Below are 20,565 nucleotides of genomic sequence, written 5' to 3' on the forward strand. Positions count from 1 at the left end.
TATAAAAGGAGTATCAGGAATAATGAAACGTATTGCTGTTTTAACTAGTGGTGGAGATGCCCCTGGTATGAACGCTGCCGCTCGTGCAGTTGTTCTCAAAGCAATTTCTGAAGGAATTGAGGTCTTCGGCATTAACCGTGGATACGCTGGTATGGTTGAAGGAGATATCTTCCAACTTGATGCCAAAGGCGTAGACAACATCCTCAGCCGTGGTGGAACTTTCCTTCAGTCTGCTCGCTATCCTGAGTTTGCCCAACTTGAGGGTCAACTTAAAGGTATTGAGCAACTTAAAAAACATGGAATCGAAGGTGTAGTAGTTATTGGTGGAGATGGTTCTTACCATGGTGCTATGCGTTTGACTGAACATGGTTTCCCAGCTGTTGGTCTTCCAGGAACTATCGATAACGATATCGTTGGTACAGACTACACAATTGGTTTTGATACTGCTGTTGCAACAGCAACAGAAGCTATCGATAAGATTCAAGACACTGCTTTCAGTCACGGACGTACTTTTGTCGTTGAAGTTATGGGACGTAACGCTGGTGATATCGCTCTTTGGGCTGGTATTGCTTCTGGTGCAGACCAAATTATCGTACCTGAAGAAGAGTATGATATTAATGAAGTTGTACGTAAAGTTAAAGAAGGTTACGAATCAGGTGCTAAAACTCACCATGTAATCGTAGTTGCTGAAGGTGTCATGGGTGCTGAAGAATTTGCAGCTAAAATGAAAGAAGCTGGAGATACTTCAGATCTTCGTGCAACAAACATTGGACACGTGGTTCGTGGTGGTTCCCCAACTGCGCGTGACCGTGTTCTTGCTTCGTGGATGGGTGCACATGCGGTTGACCTCCTTAAACAAGGTATTGGTGGTGTAGCTGTTGGTATCCACAATGAAGAGCTTGTTGAAAGCCCAATCCTTGGTACAGCAGAAGAAGGAGCTTTGTTCAGTCTTACTGAAGACGGTAAAATTATCGTCAACAATCCTCACAAAGCACGTCTTGACTTTGCAGACCTTAACCGTTCATTGTCTAACTTGAGCTAATCTCAGTTACTTAAATTATTGTTAATCCGTCGCTAATGCGACAAAAAATATAAGGGAGTTTTATTTATCATGAATAAACGTGTAAAAATCGTTGCAACACTTGGTCCTGCGGTTGAAATCCGTGGCGGCAAAAAATTTGGTGAAGATGGTTACTGGGGTGAAAAACTTGACCGTGAAGCATCTGCTAAAAACATTGCTCAATTGATCAAGGAAGGTGCCAACGTTTTCCGTTTCAACTTCTCACATGGTGACCACGCTGAACAAGGTGAACGTATGGATGTCGTTCGTATGGCAGAAGACCTTGCTGGTCAAAAAGTAGGTTTCCTTCTTGATACAAAAGGACCTGAAATCCGTACTGAATTGTTCGAAGGTGATGCTAAAGAGTATGCATACAAAACTGGTGAACAAATTCGTGTTGCTACTAAACAAGGTATCAAATCAACTCGCGACGTTATCGCTTTGAACGTTGCAGGTGCACTTGACGTTTTTGACGATGTAGAAGTTGGTAAACAAGTTCTTGTCGATGATGGTAAACTTGGTCTTCGTGTTGTAGACAAAGATGCTGAAAAACGTGAATTCATCGTTGATGTTGAAAATGATGGTATCATCGCTAAACAAAAAGGTGTAAACATCCCTTACACTAAAATTCCTTTCCCAGCACTTGCTGAACGTGATAACGCTGATATCCGTTTTGGTCTTGAACAAGGTCTTAACTTTATCGCTATCTCATTCGTACGTACTGCAAAAGATGTACAAGAAGTTCGTGCTATCTGTAAAGAAACTGGTAATGGTCACGTTCAATTGTTGGCTAAAATCGAAAACCAACAAGGTATCGATAACATTGATGAAATCATCGAAGCTGCTGACGGTATTATGATTGCTCGTGGTGACATGGGTATCGAAGTACCATTCGAAATGGTTCCAGTTTACCAAAAAATGATCATCACAAAAGTAAACGCTGCTGGTAAAGTTGTTGTTACAGCTACTAACATGCTTGAAACAATGACAGAAAAACCACGTGCAACTCGTTCTGAAGTATCTGACGTATTCAACGCAGTTATCGATGGTACAGATGCTACAATGCTTTCTGGTGAATCTGCAAATGGTAAATACCCAGTTGAATCAGTTCGTACAATGGCTACAATTGATAAAAACGCTCAAACTCTTCTTAAAGAGTATGGTCGTCTTGATTCATCAACATTTGACCGTTCAACTAAGACTGAAGTAGTTGCGTCTGCAGTTAAAGATGCTACTAACTCAATGGATATCAAACTTGTTGTTGCTCTTACTGAATCAGGTAACACTGCTCGTTTGATTTCTAAATACCGTCCAGAAGCTGATATCTTGGCTGTAACATTCGATGAAATTACTCAAAAATCATTGATGCTTAACTGGGGTGTTATTCCAGTAGTTACTGAAAAACCAAGCTCAACTGATGATATGTTTGATGTTGCTGAAAAAGTTGCATTGGAATCAGGTCTTGTAGAATCTGGTGATAACATTGTTATCGTTGCTGGTGTTCCAGTAGGTACAGGTGGTACAAACACTATGCGTATCCGCACAGTAAAATAATTTAAGTAGAACTTAAATTGAAAGAAGGTCTTTAGGATCTTCTTTTTTTGGCTCTATAATCGATTTAGTAGGTTAAACTATTGAAGAGATTATAGAGCTTTTTGCGTAGGTAGGTAAATCAATTGGATAATAATAACAAGTGAAAAAGTGAAGAATATCATACTTATTCCGAATGGTTTAAAGCAAGATGGCTGATTTGGTTTGTATTTTCAACAGATTTAGTTCTAAGTGTCATATGACTTAGAAGGTATTTAGCGAAGAGGGAAATTATCTTTTCAAAGAAATTTTGCTTTTCTTGAAAACAACAGGATAAAAAATGTCGTTAAATAGGCTTCTAAACTATAGTTAAGATGGTTATAAGCTATATTTTTTAGAAGGACTGAGTTGATAACCAACCATTTTTATTTCAATAATGACTTACTAATTTAAAAGTTCTAATGAATTATTAATTCTGAAAATCGATTTTTGAAAAAAATGAAATCATAAGTTTCTTTTTACTGACAATTCTAAAAGTAAATAAATATAAAATATTAATTGAAACGTTTATAAAAATAGTGATATCTATAATCATTCTATTGTTTACATGATTATTTTTAAGTGAACCTTATAAAAAATTTGAAAATAAGAGCATTTCTTTTCACAAATATTAGGAATTTTGTTAAAATATTTAACGATTAGTATTTTTAAATACTTTTAATCTCATTGAGGGGTGAGATACTTAATAGTATAAGTGTGGAGGATTACCAAAGTGGGTAAAGATTTATTTAATGATCGAATAAGTCGATTTTCGATTCGTAAGCTGAATGTAGGGGTTTGCTCCGTTCTTCTTGGAACTCTGGTTATGGTTGGTACTGCTAGTCAAGTATCTGCCGATGAAACAGCTAACCAAGTCCAAGCAGGAGATGTAGCTAGCACTACTTCTACAGTGAGTGATGAGACATCTTCTCAGAATGCTGTTGCTGCTCAAGCTTCGACGGAAGTCGCAAATATTTTATCTAGTACTGAGACTAATAGTCAGTCTCAAACCGTTTCAAATGCTAGCGCAGCTACTTCTGAAACGTCTACAACACAAGCTTCTAGTGAGACAACATCTCAAGCAGCTTCGTCAACGTCAGCAACTACTGCAGCATCTACCACTAGTGTTGCTGGCTCTACAAGTGTAGGCAATACTAGGGGAGTTTCAACGACAGCCTCTGTTACATCAGCATCATCTGAGACACCTGCTTCAGAAACAGCATCTGAAGCACAAGGTGTGGACGTTCAAGCAGAAGCTTCTACAACGAATGCTCTTTCAAGTGGTGCCGAAGCGTCTGCTGTAGTGCAACCTGTTGTAACAGCAGAAACTTCTGGTCGCCGTCGTACACGTCGTGCCCTTGGTGATGCCAATGATCCAAACTTGATTGGTGATGATGTAGAAGACGCAACCTCAACTCCAAAAGTTGAAAAACCAGGCTTTACTACAAATGTTGATGCCAAATCAATGGCTAGCCAAATCTCATGGTTGGACTTTGGAGATGTAGCTAACTGGACAGGAACTACTACAGTATTAGTTCCTAAAAGTGAAGTTAAACCAACTGAGAACTTAGAAGAAAAATTGGCTCTTCAAGTTGGGTCTACCTATACCAAGGAAATCATGCCTGGTTATGTAGTTACTGTAAAAGTCAAATCTTTGAAACCTTTCCAAGCGACTGAAATCTATAAGAAACGGATGGAAAATCAAGGGGCTACAGAAGCTGAAAAAGCAACCTATGATCCAAATGCAAAAAATGGTTATGTAAGTGGAGTCACTTCAAATGCTGCTAAGCAAGCTTTTAACAATGGTGAAGAGGCCAAAATCGTCGCTGATGCCCAAAATAATTGGACTGAAATCAGATTTGAGAATATTGATACGAAAACCAAGAAGACTACCATAAGTTCAGCTTTGAATGGTGGAAATATTGGAGTTCAGTTTGAAATCTCTGCAACCTTCCGTGGTAAGACAGTTAAGCCAGCTATTGTTATGGCTGATGGGGAGTCTGCTAACCCAGGTGAATTAGTTATGTTTACTACCAATGGAGAAGGTTGGCAGCATATTGGAGAATGGAAAAAGTTTACCAGACCAAGTACTTCTGTAACATATTCACCACAAGATACTGAAAATCTTTTTGGACCTAATCCTAAATTTAATAATACCAACTTAAACCAACTTCGTAGATCTACTCAAGTTGGACCAGAAAAGAAACCAGTAGCTTGGAAGTATTTTGGAAATCCTGACCAAGTTACAGGTGGTCTAGGAACCGGTATCTTTGGACCAAACATTTCTGAAGGTAATTATACTGTTCCAATCGTTATGACGCGTGGTGCCTCTGAAGTTGGACTTTATGTCGCTTCAGGTGGTAAACAGTCAGCAATGCTAGGATTCTTCCCAATTGATGAAGGGGACGCTCCTGAGTCATACGGAAAAGCTATGCATACCATTGCAACTGTAGATGGTATAACTGGTGCTAAAGTAAATCAACCATATATTGGTAATGTGAGCCCAGATATGGATGAGAATACTGTTCTTGACTGGTTCGGTGATGATAAGGCAACTACGGCCGATGAAGGAATTGACCAATTGCTTCCAGATGAGCTTAAAGGTTCAACCAATGAGATGATCAAGATGGATCGTACACGCCCAGGTAACTACAAGCTGTCAATAGAAGCCCATACAGATGGAGCTTCAGAAGCTTATATCTACGGTTGGATAGACTTTAACCAAAATGGTACCTTTGATGAAGATGAACGCTCTAATCTTGCAAGAATCACAAATGACGGCACCGTTGAGTTGACCTTTGCAAATAGCAAGACTTATATCGACCCTAGCGTTAAAGAACTAGGTGCTCGTGTTCGTATTGCCAAGAAGGCTACCGAGATTGAGAGCCCAACTGGTATGGCCTTCTCAGGGGAAGTGGAAGACTTCAGAACTCAAATTACGCACCCACCAAAAGGGGAATTCAAGGAAACAAGTGGTCTTCAAGGGGCGAAGCAAACTGCAACTGTAACCTTTACAGCACGTGGAGAACACAAGTATGAGCTTAATTCTAGTGCCGTTATTGACGAAACGGTAGAACCATACATCGTTGATAAAGATGGCAACCGTGCAACTCTTGATGCGGACGGTTACTATGTCGTTCCAGGACAAGGTAAGTATAAGATTACTGCCAACGGTAAAGATGTAGACGTTGAATTTATTCCTGAAGATAACTTCCTTGGAACAGCTGATGGTATTTCTATCCGTCGTTCAGATAACAACGGTTATGATACTGGTTGGTCAACAAAATTCCCAGATCAAGAACCAAACATTAATGGTCAGTTGAATACCATGGATGGTCAATACGTTCCAACAGTCACTCCAATTGAAATCGAAGGAGTTGACAAAACTTCGACTGATGTTCAAGGGGCGACTCAAAAAGAAACTCCGACCTTTAACACAACTGAGACTAACTCAAATGGTGACAAGATTGCAATCACTCCAAGTGCAGAATATCCTGCTAAGTTGGTGGATCCTGCCACAGGTCTCACTACTGATGCGCCATCTGTAACAGTTGAAGGGGAAGGAACTTACACCATTAATCCTTCAACGGGTGAAGTAACCTTCATTCCAGATCCAAGCTTTACTGGTACAGCCAAAGGTGTGGATGTTACATTGTCAGCGCCAGTTGGTCGAAACAAAGATGGTAAGATCCAACAGGACTACATCAAGACTGCAACAGCTAAGTACACTCCAACTGTCACACCAATCACAGTGACTCCTACAGACAAGGTTTCTGCGGATGTTCAAAACGTTCCTCAAACCCAAACACCAACCTTTGATTTGAGTAATGATAAGACTGCTGAAATCACAAGCAAGAAATTGGTAGATCCAGCAACTGGTCAGCCTACTGATGAAACAACAGTAACAGTAGCAGGAGAAGGTAGCTATACTATCGACCCAACGACTGGAGCAGTAACATTTACGCCAGAAAAAGACTTTGTTGGTACTGCAAAAGGAGTAACTGTTCAGGCAACTGCTACGATTACAAATGCTAATGGTAAGACTGCAACCATTACTTCAGATGCAACCTACACACCAACAGTTGTAGCTGCTGTTCCAACAGCTCAACCAGCTACATCTAAAGATATCCAAGGTGCAACGCAAACAGGGACACCAACTTTTGCAGGAACAACTGTTCAAGTGAATGGTGAAGATAAAGCTATTACGATCAAAGATAATAGCTACACGCTTTTGGATAATGATGGTAATGAAGTGACAAGTACACCAGCTTATGCCGCTGATGGTACAACTGAAATTGGTACTTACTCAATTGATTCAGCTACTGGTCAAGTCACTTTCACACCGACTGATAAATCATACACAGGTGTAGTAACACCGGCCAAGGTTCAAGCTGAAAGCTCAAACGGTATCAAGGTGGATACAACTTACACACCAGAAATCGTTCCAGTAACCCCAACAGCAACACCAGCTGAAACAACTGATATTCAAGGTGCGACACAAACTGGTAAACCTGAATTCAAGGGTGGAACTGTAACGGTTGATGGCGTTGAGAAGACTGTTGAAATCAATGAAGATGTTCCAGCGACATTTGACGATGGTTCAACGACTAAGACAGTTGACGGCGTTGGTACTTACACAGTAGCAGCCGACGGTACGGTGACATTTGTTCCTGAGAAATCATTTGTCGGAACTGCACCGGCTGTTACGGTTGTTCGTGAAGACAAGAACGGAACCAAAGCCTCTGCAACTTATACACCAACTGTGACTCCAGTAACTCCAACTGCAACACCAGTTGAAACAACAGATATCCAAGGTGCGACACAAACTGGTAAACCTGTATTTACTGAAGGCGATAGCCGTGTGCCAATGAACGATGACGTTCCAGCAACATTTGATGATGGCTCAACTACCAAGTCAGTTGATGGCGTTGGTACCTACACAGTAGCAGCCGACGGTACTGTTACATTTGTTCCAGAACCAAGTTTTACAGGAACAGCACCAGCGGTTACAGTCGTTCGTGAAGACAAGAACGGAACAAAAGCTTCAGCGACTTACACACCATCAGTAACACCAATTACAGTGACTCCTACAGACAAGGTTTCTGCGGATATTCAAAACGTTCCTCAAACCCAAACACCAACCTTTGATTTGAGTAACGACAAGACTGCTGAAATCACTAGCAAGAAATTGGTGGATCCAGCAACTGGTCAACCAACTGACGAAACAACAGTGACAGTAGCAGGTGAAGGTAGCTATACTATCGACCCAACGACTGGAGCAGTAACATTTACGCCAGAAAAAGACTTTGTTGGTACTGCAAAAGGAGTAACTGTTCAGGCAACTGCTACGATTACAAATGCTAATGGTAAGACTGCAACCATTACTTCAGATGCGACCTACACACCAACTGTTGTGCCAGCAGTTCCAACTGCAAACCCTGCAACTTCAAAAGATATCCAAGGTGCGACTCAAACAGGCACACCAACCTTCGCAGGAACAACTGTTCAAGTGAATGGTGAAGATAAAGCTATTACGATCAAAGATAATAGCTACACGCTTTTGGATAAAGAAGGTAACGAAGTTTCAAGCACACCAGCTTATGCTGCTGATGGTACAACTGAAATCGGTACTTACTCTATCGATTCAGCTACTGGTCAAGTCACTTTCACACCGACTGATAAATCATACACAGGTGTAGTAACACCGGCCAAGGTTCAAGCTGAAAGCTCAAACGGTATCAAGGTGGACACAACTTACACGCCTGAAATCGTTCCAGTAACCCCAACAGCAACTCCAGCTGAAACAAAAGATATCCAAGGTGCTACTCAAACTGGTAAACCTGAATTCAAGGGTGGAACAGTAACCGTTGATGGTGTTGAGAAAACAGTAGCTATCAATGAAGATGTTCCAGCGACATTTGACGATGGTTCAACGACTAAGACAGTTGACGGCGTTGGTACTTACACAGTAGCAGCCGACGGTACGGTGACATTTGTTCCTGAGAAATCATTTGTCGGAACTGCACCGGCTGTAACGGTTGTTCGTGAAGACAAGAACGGAACCAAAGCCTCTGCGACTTACACCCCAACAGTAACACCAGTTACACCAACAGCAGAAGATACAACATCAACAGGTAAACAAGGTCAAACTCAAACAGGTAAGCCTGAATTTACTAAAGGCGACAGCCGTGTGCCAATGAACGATGACATTCCAGCTACTTTCGACGATGGTTCAACTACCAAGACAGTTGATGGCGTTGGTACCTACACAGTAGCAGCAGACGGAACTGTAACTTTTGTTCCAGAGAAATCATTTACTGGAACAGCACCAGCAGTGACAGTGGTTCGTGAAGACAAGAACGGAACCAAAGCTTCTGCGACTTACACACCAACTGTGACTCCAGTAACTCCAACAGCAACACCAGCTGAATCTACGGGACCTCAAGGTTTGGTTCAAACTGGAACAGTTACCTTTACTGAAGGTGACCCAGTTGCACCAATTGATAAGGATACCATTACTCTCCTTGATGAAAATGCTCAGCCAGCAGAATCTGTAGTTGCTAAATCACCAGAAGGTAAAGAAATTGGTACTTTCACAGTTGATAAAGAAACAGGTGTTGTAACCTTCACACCAACTGAAAAATCTTACTCAGGTGATGTGGTTCCAGTTAAGGTTCAAGCAGCTGATACAAATGGTACAACAGTAGAAACAACTTACACACCGAAGATCACTCCAGTTGTCCCAACTGCTGAACCTGCAACATCGACAGATATCCAAGGTGCCACTCAAACAGGTAAACCAACCTTTACTGAAGGTGATCCAAATGTTCCAATTGATGAAGATACACCAGCGACCTTTGAAGATGGATCAACTACGAAGACAGTAGATGGTGAAGGAACTTACACCGTTTCTCCAGATGGTACAGTAACTTTCGTCCCAGAAAAATCATTTACTGGAACTGCTTCAGGTGTAACAGTGAAACGTGTGGATAAGAACGGAACTGAAATCACAGCTAAGTACACACCAACAGTAACTCCTGTAACACCGACAGCGACACCAATTGAAACAACAGGTAAACAAGGTCAAACGCAAACAGGTAAGCCTGAATTTACTGAAGGTGATAGTCGTGTACCAATGAATGACGATGTTCCAGCAACATTTGAAGATGGTTCAACTACCAAGACTGTTGATGGAGTTGGTACATACACAGTAGCAGCTGACGGAACAGTAACCTTTGTTCCTGAGAAATCATTCACAGGTAAAGCGCCGGCCGTAACGGTTGTTCGTGAAGATAAGAACGGAACCAAAGCTTCTGCAACTTACACACCAACTGTGACTCCAGTAACTCCAACTGCTACACCAGCAGAATCAACTGGCCCTCAAGGTCTTGTTCAAACTGGAACAGTTACCTTTACTGAAGGTGATGAAGTCGCACCAATTAACAAGGATTCAATTACCCTTCTTGATGAAAATGGTCAGCCAGCAGCATCAGTAGAAGCGAAATCACCAGCAGGTGATGTAATTGGTACCTTCACCGTTGATAAAGAAACAGGTGTGGTTACTTTCACACCAACGGATAAATCTTATTCAGGTGATGTTGTCCCAGTTAAGGTTCAAGCAGCTGATACAAATGGTACAACAGTAGAAACAACTTACACACCTAAGATTACTCCAGTCGTTCCAACTTCTGAAGATGCAACAACGACAGATATCCAAGGTGCCACTCAAACAGGTAAACCAACCTTCACCGAAGGAAATCCAAATGTTCCAATCGATGAAGATACTCCAGCTACCTTCGAAGATGGCTCAACTACGAAGACTGTCGATGGTGAAGGAACTTACACAGTTGCTCCAGATGGAACAGTAACCTTCGTTCCTGAAAAATCATTCACTGGAACTGCTACAGGCGTAACAGTGAAACGCGTGGATAAGAACGGTACTGAAATTACAGCGAAGTATACACCAACAGTAACTCCAGTAACTCCAACTGCAACACCAGTTGAAACTACAGATATCCAAGGTGCTACACAAACAGGTAAGCCAGTATTTACAGAAGGCGATAGCCGTGTGCCAATGAACGATGATGTTCCAGCAACATTTGACGATGGCTCTACGACTAAGACTGTAGACGGTGTTGGTACTTACACAGTAGCAGCAGATGGAACAGTAACCTTCGTACCAGAAAAATCATTCGTCGGTACTGCACCAGCTGTAACAGTGGTTCGTGAAGATAAGAACGGAACCAAAGCTTCTGCAACTTATACACCAACCGTAACACCAGTTACACCAACTGCAGAAGATACAACATCTACTGACAAACAAGGTCAAACGCAAACAGGTACACCAACCTTCACACCAGGTAATCCAAATGTTCCAATGGATGATGATACACCTGCAACATTTGAAGATGGCTCAACTACGAAGACCGTTCCTGGTGAAGGAACTTACACAGTTGCTCCAGACGGAACCGTAACATTTGTTCCAGAAAAATCATTCACTGGAGAAGGTACAGGCGTAACGGTTAAACGTGTCGATAAGAACGGTACTCCAGTTACTGCTAAGTACACACCAACTGTGACTCCAGTAACCCCAACAGCAACTCCAGCTGAATCAGAAGCACCTCAAGGTGTGGTTCAAACTGGAACTGTGACCTTCACCGAAGGTGACCCAGTTGCACCAATCGATAAGGATACCATTACTCTTCTTGATGAAAATGGTCAGCCAGCAGAATCTGTAGTTGCTAAATCACCAGAAGGTAAAGAAATTGGTACTTTCACAGTTGATAAAGAAACAGGTGTTGTAACCTTCACACCAACTGATAAATCTTACTCAGGTGATGTGGTTCCAGTTAAGGTTCAAGGTAAAGATACAAACGGAACAGTTGCTGAAACAACTTACACACCGAAGATCACTCCAGTTGTCCCAACTGCTGAACCTGCAACATCTACAGATATCCAAGGTAAAACACAAACAGGTACACCAAGCTTCACACCTGGTAACCCTGCAATCCCAATGGATGATGATGTTCCAGCAACCTTTGAAGATGGTTCAACTACGAAGACCATTCCAGGAGAAGGAACTTACACAGTTGCACCAGATGGAACAGTAACCTTCGTGCCAGAAAAATCATTTACTGGAACTGCTACAGGCGTAACAGTGAAACGCGTGGATAAGAACGGTACTGAAATCACAGCGAAGTACACACCAACAGTAACTCCTGTAACACCGACAGCGACACCAGTTGAAACAACAGGTAAACAAGGTCAAACCCAAACAGGTAAGCCTGAATTTACTGAAGGTGACAGTCGTGTACCGATGAATGACGATGTTCCAGCAACATTTGAAGATGGTTCAACTACCAAGACAGTTGATGGAGTTGGTACTTACACAGTAGCAGCAGACGGAACTGTAACTTTTGTTCCAGAGAAATCATTTGTTGGAACTGCACCAGCAGTAACAGTTGTTCGTGAAGATATGAACGGAACTAAGGCTTCAGCGACTTACACACCAACAGTAACACCGGTGACACCAACTGCTACACCAGCAGAATCAACTGGTCCTCAAGGCGTGGTTCAAACTGGAACAGTAACCTTCACTGAAGGTGACCCAGTTGCATCAATTGATAAGGATACCATTACTCTTCTTGATGAAAATGGTCAACCAGCAGCATCAGTAGAAGCGAAATCACCAGCAGGTGACGTGATCGGTACCTTCACCGTTGATAAAGAAACAGGTGTTGTGACCTTCACCCCAACGGATAAATCTTACTCAGGTGATGTTGTTCCAGTCAAGGTTCAAGGTAAAGATACAAATGGTACAGCTGTAGAAACAACTTACACACCGAAGATCACTCCAGTTGTCCCAACTGCTGATCCTGCAACATCTACAGACATCCAAGGTCAAACTCAAACAGGTACACCAAGCTTCACACCTGGTAACCCTGCAATCCCAATGGATGATGATGTACCAGCAACCTTTGAAGATGGCTCAACAACTAAAGTTATTCCAGGAGAAGGTATTTACACAGTTGCTCCAGACGGAACCGTAACATTTGTTCCAGAAAAATCATTCACAGGAGAAGGTACAGGTGTAACCGTTAAACGTGTAGATAAGAATGGTACACCAGCTACAGCTAAGTACACGCCAACAGTAACACCAGTAACTCCTACTGCGGAAGATACAACATCAACAGGTAAACAAGGTCAAACCCAAACAGGTAAGCCTGAATTTACTGAAGGTGACAGTCGTGTACCAATGAATGACGATGTTCCAGCAACATTTGAAGATGGTTCAACTACCAAGACAGTTGATGGAGTTGGTACTTACACAGTAGCAGCAGACGGAACTGTAACTTTTGTTCCAGAGAAATCATTTGTTGGAACTGCACCAGCAGTAACAGTTGTTCGTGAAGACAAGAACGGAACCAAAGCTTCTGCGACTTACACACCAACTGTGACTCCAGTAACTCCAACAGCAACTCCAGCTGAATCAGAAGCACCTCAAGGTGTGGTTCAAACTGGAACTGTGACCTTCACCGAAGGTGACCCAGTTGCACCAATCGATAAGGATACCATTACACTTCTTGATGAAAATGGCCAACCAGCAGCGGCAGTGTTTGCGAAATCACCAGCAGGCAATATTATTGGTACCTTCACCGTTGATAAAGAGACAGGTGTTGTAACCTTCACACCAACAGACAAATCTTATTCAGGTGATGTTGTTCCAGTGAAAGTTCAAGCTGCGGATACTAATGGAACAACTGTAGAAACAACTTACACACCTAAAATTACTCCAGTCGTTCCAACTTCTGAAGATGCTACATCAACAGATATCCAAGGCCAAACACAATCTGGTAAACCAATCTTCACAGAAGGGGATCCTAATGTTCCAATCGATGAAGATACTCCAGCTACCTTCGAAGATGGTTCAACCACTAAGACAGTAGATGGTGAAGGAACTTACACCGTTTCTCCAGATGGTACAGTAACTTTCGTACCAGAAAAATCATTTACTGGAACTGCTACAGGCGTAACCGTGAAACGTGTGGATAAGAACGGAACTGAAATCACAGCGAAGTACACACCAACTGTGACACCAGTAACTCCAACAGCGACACCAACTGAATCAACAGATATCCAAGGTGCAACTCAAACCGGTAAACCAACCTTCACCGAAGGTGATAGCCGTGTACCAATGAACGATGATGTTCCAGCAACATTTGAAGATGGTTCAACGACTAAGACTGTTGATGGTGTTGGTACATACACAGTAGTAGCAGACGGAACCGTAACCTTTGTTCCAGAAAAATCATTCGTAGGAACTGCACCAGCTGTAACAGTGGTTCGTGAAGATAAGAACGGAACCAAAGCTTCTGCAACTTACACCCCAACAGTAACTCCTGTTACTCCAACAGCGGAACCAGCAACATCAACAGATATTCAAGGTGCAACTCAAACCGGTAAGCCAACCTTCACCGAAGGTGACAGCCGTGTACCAATGAATGACGATGTTCCAGCAACATTTGATGATGGTTCAACGACTAAGACTGTTGATGGTGTTGGTACATACACAGTAGCAGCAGACGGAACCGTAACCTTTGTTCCAGAAAAATCATTCGTAGGAACTGCACCAGCTGTAACAGTGGTTCGTGAGGATAAGAACGGAACCAAAGCCTCTGCAACCTACACGCCAACAGTAACTCCAGTTACTCCAACAGCGGAACCAGCAACATCTACAGATATCCAAGGTCAAACACAAACAGGTAAACCAAGCTTCACGCCTGGTAACCCAAGTGTCCCAATGGATGATGATGTACCTGCTACCTTTGAAGACGGCTCAACAACTAAAGTTATTCCAGGTGAAGGAACTTACACAGTTGCTCCAGACGGAACTGTAACCTTCGTCCCAGAAAAAGCATTCACAGGAACAGGTACAGGTGTGACCGTGAAACGTGTTGATAAGAACGGTACAGCCATTACAGCAACTTACACGCCAACCGTAACACCAGTAACACCAACTGCAGAATCCGTTACTTCAATTGGTAATAAAGGTCAAACGCAAACAGGTAAGCCAAGCTTCACTGAAGGCGATAGCCGTGTACCAATGAATAACCAAGTACCAGCTACCTTTGAGGATGGCTCAACAACTAAGACTATTGCAGGTGTCGGAACTTACACAGTAGCTGCAGATGGCACTGTAACATTCACACCAGAAACTGAATTTACAGGTACTGCCCCAGCAGTCACAGTGGTTCGTGAAGATGTTAACGGAACTAAGGCTTCAGCTACCTACACACCAACTGTCCTTCCAATCACTAAGTTTGTTGATAAAAAAGGTAAGGAAATCCCAGGATATCCTACAGTTGATGGTGAACAGCCAAAAGCTGAAATTCCAGGTTACCGCTTCGTAGAAACTAAGAAATTACCTAATGGTGATATCGAACATGTCTACGAGCAAGTGACGACGTCATACGTTGATGAAAATGGTACTCCTATCCCTGGTTATCCAAGCGAAAATGGCCAACAACCTAAGAAAGATATCCCAGGTTATGAATTTGTGAAGACAGTTGTAGATGAAAATGGTAATACTCAACACATCTACAAACAAATTGTGACTCCAACACCAGTGCCGGATACAACTCCGACACCAGAGCCACAGCCAGCTCCACAAACAGAAGAGCCTAAGGCTCCAGTACTTCCAGAAACAAAAGAAGAAGCTCACTTTATCAATCCAAGTGATAAGACAGCTCAACTTCCAGAAACTGGTAGTGAGGATTCAAACCTTGCAATCTTTGGTTTGGCAAGTCTTCTAGCTGGATTTGGACTCTATGGCGCAAAACGACGCAAACGTTAAGATGATTTAACGGTCGGATAGGACCTTAAGAATCCAGATTCCAATTAAAATAGACCTCATGGCATTTGCCATGGGGTCTATTTGTATGGACTAGCCTGCTAGTTTTTTTAAGACGTCATGATTGACTTTACTCTCTAGGAAGCGTAATCTAGAATTTAATTAAAGGATTAAAAGGAGGTCCCTCGATGATTGAAGTAACTTATTTAAATACTGCAAAGCAAGAAAAACATACTTCTTTTGAAGATTACAATGAATTTGTCAGAGCACAGCAAGCTTGTTGGATTGCCTTACCGGATTCAACGCCAGTCACTAAGGTGACGATAAACGGACATGATATTGGCTACAAAGGACAATATGGCGACCTTTACTTTTATATTATGAAGCTAGACTTGACACAATATCAGTAATAATAGGAAAAAGAATCAGACATCGTGTTCTGATTCTTTTTCTTTGAGAAAGGTAATTTTTATAAATTAAGAATATTGCTAATTGACTGAAAATGACTTACAATAGAAAGGAAGAATTTATAGAAGGAGACACATATGAAAAACAAGCGTTTAATTTGGACTTTGGTTTTCTTAGCTATCTTGACGCTCGGTTCTATTGGTACAGATCTTTTCAAAAAAGAGCACCAAGATGCTAATAAGGTCGTCAAAGTAGGAATCCTCCAGTTCGTGACTCACGATGCCCTGGATCAAATCGAGAAGGGAATTGAGGATGGTCTTAAGGAAGCTGGTTATAAGGGAGACAAGGTTAAAATCACCCTCCTAAATGCCGAAGGAGACCAGTCTAAAATTCAAACCATGTCTAAACAATTGGTCAATGACAAGAATGATGTCGTTATCGGTATTGCAACGCCAGCAGCACAAGGACTAGCGGCAGCTACCAAGAACATTCCAGTCATTATGGGAGCTATCTCAGACCCTGTTGGGGCCAAATTGGTTAAGGACCTCAAGCATCCAGAAGGCAATGTCACTGGTACCTCTAACCAAGTGCCGATTAAGCAGACAGTGGAATTGGTCAAATCATTGACACCAAATGCTAAGACAATTGGTATTCTCTACGCTTCAAGCGAGGATAATTCCAAATCACAGGTTGAAAGCTTTAAGAAATTTGCTGAAAAAGATGGTCTAAATGTGGTCGAGTATGCCGTACCATCAACCAATGAAATCAATACAACTATGTCAGTCATGACTGGTAAGGTAGATGCTATCTGGACGCCTCAAGATAATACTATTGCCTCAGCCTTTTCAACAGTAATCTCATCAGCCAACCAAGCTAAGATTCCAGTTTATACGACTGTCGATACTATGGTGAAAGAGGGCGGTTTGGCCTCAGTTGCTCAAAGCCAATATGAACTTGGAAAAGCCACAGCTCGTAGTGCTGTTAAGGTTCTTAAAGGTAAGAAAGTTAAGGATGTCCCAGTTGATGTTATTGATGATGGTACTCCAACGCTCAACCTTAAAGTTGCTCAAGACCTCAACATCACCATCCCTGACGATGTGCTTAAACAGTCAGACATCGCTGTTAAAGCTGATAAATAAGGAGGACTTATGATTATTTCATCTATTTATCAGGGGCTTCTATACGGAATCCTAGGTCTTGGGATTTACATGACTTTCCGTATTTTGGATTTTCCTGATTTGACAACAGAAGGTTCCTTTCCTCTTGGTGGGGCAGTAGCAGTAACTCTTATGAACTTTGGTTGGAACCCAATTTTAGCAACCTTGGTTGCTGTTTTGGCCGGCTGTGGTGCTGGACTTGTGACTGGTCTCCTCTATACTAAGGGAGAAATTCCTACTATTTTGGCAGGGATTTTGGTCATGACTTCTCTTAACTCAGTCATGCTTATGATTATGGGAAGGGCCAACCTAGGACTTCTTGATATTAAGACTATTCAAGATTTACTTCCTTTCAGCAAGGACTACAACCTCTTGATTGTTGGTCTCATTGCTGTAACCATTGTTATCACTGCCTTGATTGCCTTTCTTAACACGCGCCTAGGACAAGCATATATTGCCACAGGTGATAATAGAGACATGGCCAAATCTTTTGGTATCAACACAGACAATATGGAAGTGATGGGTCTTGTTATCTCAAACGGTATCATTGCCCTCTCAGGAGCCTTGATTAGCCAACAGGACGGTTATGCCGATGTTTCTAAAGGTATTGGTGTTATCGTCATTGGTCTTGCCAGCATCATCATTGGTGAGGTCCTCTATGCGACTAACTTGACTCTGTTGGAACGTTTGATTGCCATCTGTATTGGTTCAATCCTCTATCAGTTCCTTTTGACAGCAGTTATCGCTCTTGGCTTTAACACGAACTACCTCAAACTCTTTAGTGCGATTGTTCTGGCCATTTGCTTGATCTCGCCTGTCCTACGCCGAAAATTCTTTAAGGGGGTGACCTTATCACGATGACAGCTATTGTAGAACTTAAAGATGCGACTGTTAAGGTTAATAATGGTTTTGATACCGAAAAAACCATCCTGGACCATGTCAATCTTACCATTAGAGAAGGTGATTTTATTACCATTCTTGGTGGAAATGGTGCTGGAAAATCAACCCTCTTCAATGTCATTGCAGGGACCCTCATGTTGACCAGTGGTCATGTTTTTATCATGGGTGAGGATGTTACGGCTCTGCCTGCTGAGAAACGTGCCAAGTACCTCTCACGGGTCTTCCAAGATCCTAAAATGGGAACAGCACCTCGTATGACGGTTGCAGAAAATCTTTTGATTGCCAAATACCGTGGCGAAAAACGAGGTCTTAAATCACGCCAAATTCATCTCTACACAGAGGAATTTCAAGGTCTGATTGAACGTATCAGTAATGGTTTAGAAAAACACTTAGATACACCAGCAGGTCTCCTCTCAGGGGGTCAGCGTCAAGCACTCAGTCTTTTGATGGCGACACTTAAACGTCCTGAGCTCTTGCTCTTAGACGAACATACCGCAGCCTTGGATCCTAAGACAAGTGTGGCTCTCATGGAGTTGACCGATGAGTTTGTGACGGGCGACCACTTGACAGCCTTGATGATTACTCACCATATGGAAGATGCCCTTAAATACGGAAATCGTCTTATCGTTATGAAGGATGGTCAAATCATTAAAGACCTTACCAAGGAAGAAAAAGGTCAATTAGATATCACAGACTATTACGCTATGTTTGAGTAACTCTCGTCTGACTCTAAATTGTAAAATAAGCTAAAAAGTTGTATACTTAAAGAGTATGCAACTTTTTGTTGTGGCCTGTAAATCGACAAGGAGGCTGTTCGCACGAACGTTCAGCTTCTTGGACCGTCTGTAAAAATAGGCTCTAGAAGAGAGTCAAACTAAAAAGGAGAAAAACAAGCATGAGCGATATTAAAATTATTGCCCTAGGTGGAGTACGTGAAAATGCTAAGAACCTCTATATTGTTGAGATTAACGACTCTATCTTTATCTTGGATGCTGGTCTAAAGTATCCTGAAAATGAACAACTAGGTGTTGACTTTGTCATTCCTAACTTAGATTACTTGATTGAAAATAGAGATCGTATCGAAGGGATTTTCTTGACGCATGGACATGCCGATGCCATTGGTGCCCTACCTTATATCTTGCAAGAAGTCAAAGCACCAGTTTTTGGATCATCACTCACAATTGAGTTGGCTAAGCTTTTTGTGAAGAATGCTGGCGTTAAGAAATTCAATAATTTCCATGTTATTGACGCAGAAACTGAAATTGAATTTGAGAATGCTGAAGTTTCATTCTTCAAAACAACGCACTCTATTCCAGAATCAATGGGGATTGTTCTTGGAACTGACCAAGGCAACATTGTTTATACTGGTGACTTCAAATTTGACCAGGCTGCCCGTCCTTACTACAAAACTGATTTAGGTCGTTTGGCTGAAATCGGCCGTGAAGGTGTTTTAGCCCTCTTGTCAGATTCAGCAAATGCGACAAGTACTGAACAAACAGCTTCGGAAGCAGAAGTTGGTCAAGAAATTGACCAAGTCATTGCCGACGCAGAAGGACGTGTTATTGTTGCTGCAGTTGCCTCAAACTTGGTACGTATTCAACAAGTCTTCGATTCAGCTGCTGATCACGGACGTCGCGTTGTTCTTACTGGTTTTGACGTTGAAAATATTGTCCGCACAGCCATCCGTCTCAAAAAATTGACTGTGGAGCATGAAAAACTTATTGTCAAACCAAAAGACATGAACAAATTTGAAGACCACGAGTTGATTATCCTTGAAAATGGTCGTATGGGTGAACCAATCGATGGTCTCCAAAAGATGGCTGTTGGTCGTCACCGTTACGTTCAAATTAAGGATGGAGATCTGGTTTATATCGTAACAACTCCAAGCATTGCTAAAGAAGCTGTAGTGGCACGTGTCAACAACGCTATCTATAAGGCTGGTGGAACTGTTAAGATGATTACGCAGAGCCTTCGTGTATCTGGACATGCCAATGCTCGTGAACTTCAATTGATGATTAATCTCCTTCGTCCACAGTATCTCTTCCCTGTCCAAGGTGAGTACCGTGACCTTCAAGCCCATGCAGAGTTAGCCTTGGATGTTGGTATTCTTCCAGAAAATATTTATATCGTTAAACGCGGTGATATCATGCACTTGTCTGAAGATCAAGGTTTCCTTCATGAAGGAGCTGTTCCAGCTGGTGATGTGATGATCGACGGTAATGCCATTGGTGATGTGGGTAATATCGTCCTTCGTGACCGCAAGGTCTTGTCTGAAGATGGTATCTTTATCGTAGCTATTACTGTGAACAAGAAGGAACGTAAGATTGTCTCTAAAGCGCGTGTGAATACACGTGGGTTTGTTTATGTGAAGAAGAGCCGTGACATTCTCCGTGAGGCTGCTGACATTGTCAATGCTACCGTTGAAAATTACTTGGCAGGAGACAGCTTCGACTGGGGTGAACTTAAAGGTGCCGTTCGAGACGATGTAGCTAAGTTCCTCTTTGACCAAACCAAACGCCGTCCTGCTATCCTTCCAGTAGTTATGGAAGTGCGCTAATAACTGACTAACACATAAGAGTGTGAGCGTGTCGCTTGCACCATAGACATTGAGAAAAGTCTCA

Annotated in this window: 8 protein-coding genes; all 8 read left to right on the forward strand. The window is 42.2% G+C overall.

Going from position 1 to position 20,565, the window contains the following annotated elements; genetic code table 11:
• Nucleotides 1-22 precede the first annotated feature (22 nt).
• The 8 genes from pfkA (at nucleotide 23) to LG375_RS00760 (ending at nucleotide 20,501) form a co-directional block, all read left to right on the forward strand.
• A complete protein-coding gene (gene pfkA / locus LG375_RS00725; RefSeq protein WP_013990713.1) occupies nucleotides 23-1,042 on the forward strand; it encodes a 6-phosphofructokinase in 1,020 nt (339 codons plus the stop codon).
• Nucleotides 1,043-1,111: 69 nt separating this feature from the next.
• A complete protein-coding gene (gene pyk / locus LG375_RS00730; protein WP_225745075.1) occupies nucleotides 1,112-2,614 on the forward strand; it encodes a pyruvate kinase in 1,503 nt (500 codons plus the stop codon).
• A gap of 748 nt (nucleotides 2,615-3,362) precedes the next feature.
• A complete protein-coding gene (locus tag LG375_RS00735) occupies nucleotides 3,363-15,482 on the forward strand; it encodes a GEVED domain-containing protein (protein WP_225745076.1) in 12,120 nt (4,039 codons plus the stop codon).
• A 185-nt stretch (nucleotides 15,483-15,667) separates the two neighbouring features.
• Entirely contained in the window at nucleotides 15,668-15,889 is a 222-nt protein-coding gene (locus LG375_RS00740) for a DUF4649 family protein (protein ID WP_037600156.1), read from the forward strand.
• Nucleotides 15,890-16,024: 135 nt separating this feature from the next.
• The gene (gene trpX, locus LG375_RS00745; protein ID WP_002890797.1) at nucleotides 16,025-17,026 is read left to right on the forward strand and encodes a tryptophan ABC transporter substrate-binding protein; all 1,002 of its coding nucleotides are present in this window, start codon (nucleotides 16,025-16,027) and stop codon (nucleotides 17,024-17,026) included.
• Nucleotides 17,027-17,035: 9 nt separating this feature from the next.
• The gene (locus LG375_RS00750) at nucleotides 17,036-17,905 is read left to right on the forward strand and encodes an ABC transporter permease (RefSeq protein ID WP_002883493.1); all 870 of its coding nucleotides are present in this window, start codon (nucleotides 17,036-17,038) and stop codon (nucleotides 17,903-17,905) included.
• Nucleotides 17,902-18,660 (forward strand): ABC transporter ATP-binding protein, encoded by a 759-nt coding sequence (locus tag LG375_RS00755; RefSeq protein ID WP_225745077.1) that lies wholly within the window; start codon nucleotides 17,902-17,904, stop codon nucleotides 18,658-18,660. Before LG375_RS00750 ends, LG375_RS00755 begins: the two co-directional genes overlap by 4 nt.
• A 179-nt stretch (nucleotides 18,661-18,839) precedes the next feature.
• Nucleotides 18,840-20,501 (forward strand): ribonuclease J, encoded by a 1,662-nt coding sequence (locus LG375_RS00760; protein WP_225745078.1) that lies wholly within the window; start codon nucleotides 18,840-18,842, stop codon nucleotides 20,499-20,501.
• Nucleotides 20,502-20,565: the final 64 nt, after the last annotated feature.

Source organism: Streptococcus sp. Marseille-Q3604 (assembly GCF_916619785.1).
Taxonomy (GTDB): Bacteria; Bacillota; Bacilli; order Lactobacillales; family Streptococcaceae; genus Streptococcus.

Excerpts from the sequence above, each read along its gene's own strand:
- pfkA (WP_013990713.1), top strand. The coding sequence starts at position 23 with ATGAAACGTATTGCTGTTTTAACTAGTGGTGGAGATGCCCCTGGTATG.
- pyk (WP_225745075.1), top strand. The coding sequence starts at position 1,112 with ATGAATAAACGTGTAAAAATCGTTGCAACACTTGGTCCTGCGGTTGAA.
- LG375_RS00740 (WP_037600156.1), top strand. The coding sequence starts at position 15,668 with ATGATTGAAGTAACTTATTTAAATACTGCAAAGCAAGAAAAACATACT.
- trpX (WP_002890797.1), top strand. The coding sequence starts at position 16,025 with ATGAAAAACAAGCGTTTAATTTGGACTTTGGTTTTCTTAGCTATCTTG.
- LG375_RS00750 (WP_002883493.1), top strand. The coding sequence starts at position 17,036 with ATGATTATTTCATCTATTTATCAGGGGCTTCTATACGGAATCCTAGGT.
- LG375_RS00755 (WP_225745077.1), top strand. The coding sequence starts at position 17,902 with ATGACAGCTATTGTAGAACTTAAAGATGCGACTGTTAAGGTTAATAAT.
- LG375_RS00760 (WP_225745078.1), top strand. The coding sequence starts at position 18,840 with ATGAGCGATATTAAAATTATTGCCCTAGGTGGAGTACGTGAAAATGCT.